The following is a 2,765-nucleotide window of genomic DNA, read 5'->3' as shown; positions in this document are numbered from 1 at the left end:
GTCCCATCGGGACTGCGCATCATAGCGAAGGGTTGCCGAGCCTCAGCGAGGCTACCCTGGTACAGGGTACAACTTATTGGGAAAGCAAACCCAGCGCCTTCGCCACACACCACGTCCACCAGCAGCGTCTGCAAAGCGCTCCGCCGCACCCACTACGTACCGCCAGCTCCCAAATCCCGCTGACTTGCCAAAGTAGAATTACTTCCCTTTGGACCTGAGCAGCATCAAAACACCGCCAATGACCAGCACGCCGCCAAGGACTGGCGGCAGGTAAACGAAGTGCTCTTTTTCTGTAGTCACCTGGATGGGGCCCAGGTCAATGGCCTTCTCCCTCGTGGTGTAAGTGAAGCCCTCGTAGGCAAGCATGGTGCCGCCGATGACGATGAGCAGGATGGCAATGATGGATGGTTTCATGGTAAGATTGATTGGCGGGTTAAAAAAGCGAGTTCGTAGAATTGGCCTCAGGCCGGCTTCACGGATCAGCGGTGGATGACGGAGCTCGTGGTTCAGTGGCGCAGAAGTCATCCATCTGGCGCTGCGCCTCACAGGCATGAAACTCTTCCATCATCGGCCTCTCCACCCCATGAACCAAGCGTTGCTTGAAAGCCTTGCCGGCTTCATCGGCAACGCCTGCTTCACGAGCGTGGTCATCAGCTAGCGCGAGGCGCGCTCGATGTGGCTGCCCACATGTTCGACGTCCTGGCCAAAGCCACGAACGGTGCGGCAGCTGGTGCCAATGAGCGTCCAGGCGGCAGACGCGAGGACGAGAAGAGCGAGTCGTGTGGTGGATGTTTTCATAGTGTTGTTGTGCTGTAAGTTGCGGATATGGGAAAGGGGCTGCATTCAAAAAAGAGCAGGCTCATTCACTAAGCCCGCTCCGGGCATGAGCCAGGTTACTTCTGCTGTGCATCCACTTTGGCCTTGGCGGCCGCTGCGTCGGCATCGGCTTTTTTCTTGTCAGCATCCAGCTGAGCCTGATCAGCGGCCTGCTTGGCTTCGATGTTGGCCTTGTCGATCTTGGCATTGATTTCCACCTGCGCCTTGGCCTCTTTGGCGTTGGCATCCACGGCATCCTTCTGATGCTCGATCGCGGTTTTAGCGGCATCGTTTTGCGCGTCGATCGCTTGTTTCTGCTTGTTGCAACCAACGGTCAGGACGGTCGCAAAGGTGAACATGATATATAGAATGTGTTTCATAGTTATCAGGGTTGGTGGTTAAAGAATCGTCTGTCAGAGTCCGGATGGATGGGTCTGCTTGATGAAGTGAAGCCGTCATGACAAACCTTGCACCTCAAATGCCCGTCCACATGGTGAAACATCCACGATAAAAAGATATGAAACAGCCAACGAAGTGCCTGCTCACCATCGCACATCTGTCTCTGTTCCTGCTTCCCTGCGGACTGTTGAGCTGCGCGCAGTCATGCCCCTGCCCCGTGCAGCCGCCGAAAAAACATTCCTCATGGCTGGCCATCTTCTCCCGGCGCTGTCCTTGTCCCCAGCCCCAGCCGGTACAACGCATTGTCGTCAGTGTGGAGCAGCAGATGATGGTGACGTTTGAAAACAATACCCCGAAGAAACGCTATCCAGTCAGCACTTCCAAGTTTGGCCTGGGCGACAAGCTTCGCTCCAATCAGACACCCCTGGGCCGGCTGGAAGTCCTCGACATCATCGGCGAAGGCCTGCCCAAGGGCACCCTCCTGCGTGGATGCGAGCCCACCGGACAGATCCTGCGCGCCAACACACCCGGAGGTGATGCCATCGTCACACGCATCCTGCGGCTGCGTGGCAAAGAACCGCAGAACGCTCGCGCCTTCAAACGCTGCATCTACATCCATGGCACCACCGCTGAAAAATGCCTGAAAAGCGCCGCGTCATGGGGATGTGTTCGCATGGGCTCACGGGACATCATCCGCTTGTGTCACTGGGTAAACCCAGGAACCCGCGTGGACATCGTTCCCGGCAAATTGCCCGCTCCGGAGATGCTGCCTCAATAAGAAAGCAGGCCTCGCCTTTTGCATGCACGGAGCATCATCCTGCATTCTCATGCAGCCGCATTGTCACTGCGCGGCGATGTGACAGTGCAACTCACACCATTACACCCCACTTGATTTATGTCCTTTCTCTGGATGCTTCTTATCGGACTCTTCGCCGGCGCCATCGCCAAATTTCTCACCCCCGGCAGAGATCCCAGCGGTTGTCTGGTGACCATGCTGCTGGGCGTGGTGGGCTCCATGCTGGCCGGATACCTTGGCCGCGCTGCGGGCTGGTATGCTGAGGGCGAACCCGTCGGCTTCATCGCCTCGGTCGGCGGTGCAATCATCATCTTGCTGGTGTTCCGCATGATCAAAGGACGCTCTTAATCCGGGTTGCCCGCGCTCAGGACCAGTTCTCACCCCTTGCGCGCAGCCTCTTATATTACGGCTCGCATAATTGGCAGACATTAGATCTTCAAGATAGTTCGGTTCTGCCCACAGGCACCCATCTTTGCTCTCTTGGCAGGGAGCAGAGAAATTAGCCGGTGGTGCAGCGAGGCTTGCCGAGCGAGAACCACCGGATCACACGAACGATGCATTCTTACTCAAGAGCGCATGCCGGAGGTATGCGAGAACCGTGCGCAGACTGCTCGTCGATGCTAGGCAGCGCGCAAGGTTCGCGGCACGGTGGTGCTGGTGGATGGCACACACATTCTGGCGCACCAGAGCGCGGCCAATCCACGCGGCGGCGCGGCAGCCCAGGCGATGGGCAAGACCCGTGGCGGGCGCAACA

The 2,765-nt window shown here is 57.7% G+C and carries 5 protein-coding genes; 2 read left to right on the top strand and 3 right to left on the bottom strand.

Annotation, left to right across the window (positions count from 1 at the left end):
- Nucleotides 1-198 precede the first annotated feature (198 nt).
- The 3 genes from WAW39_RS29255 to WAW39_RS29245 form a co-directional block, all read right to left on the bottom strand.
- Nucleotides 199-414, bottom strand: a complete 216-nt coding sequence (locus tag WAW39_RS29255) for a DUF3185 domain-containing protein (RefSeq protein WP_422323135.1) — start codon at nucleotides 412-414, stop codon at nucleotides 199-201.
- Nucleotides 415-654: 240 nt separating this feature from the next.
- Nucleotides 655-798, bottom strand: a complete 144-nt coding sequence (locus tag WAW39_RS29250; RefSeq protein ID WP_422323133.1) for an entericidin A/B family lipoprotein — start codon at nucleotides 796-798, stop codon at nucleotides 655-657.
- A gap of 95 nt (nucleotides 799-893) precedes the next feature.
- Nucleotides 894-1,196, bottom strand: coding sequence for a hypothetical protein (locus WAW39_RS29245; RefSeq protein WP_422323131.1), 303 nt, complete (start codon nucleotides 1,194-1,196; stop codon nucleotides 894-896).
- 137 nt (nucleotides 1,197-1,333) lie between these two features.
- Here WAW39_RS29245 and WAW39_RS29240 point away from each other — a divergent pair, with 137 nt between their 5' ends.
- The gene (locus WAW39_RS29240; RefSeq protein ID WP_422323129.1) at nucleotides 1,334-1,993 is read left to right on the top strand and encodes a L,D-transpeptidase; all 660 of its coding nucleotides are present in this window, start codon (nucleotides 1,334-1,336) and stop codon (nucleotides 1,991-1,993) included.
- Nucleotides 1,994-2,110: 117 nt separating this feature from the next.
- Nucleotides 2,111-2,359, top strand: coding sequence for a GlsB/YeaQ/YmgE family stress response membrane protein (locus tag WAW39_RS29235; RefSeq protein ID WP_422323127.1), 249 nt, complete (start codon nucleotides 2,111-2,113; stop codon nucleotides 2,357-2,359).
- The last annotated feature ends 406 nt before the right edge of the window (nucleotides 2,360-2,765 follow it).

This window comes from Prosthecobacter sp. (genome assembly GCF_049294395.1).
In the GTDB taxonomy this organism is placed as follows: Bacteria; Verrucomicrobiota; Verrucomicrobiia; order Verrucomicrobiales; family Verrucomicrobiaceae; genus Prosthecobacter.
This window is presented reverse-complemented; position numbering and strand designations above follow the sequence as displayed.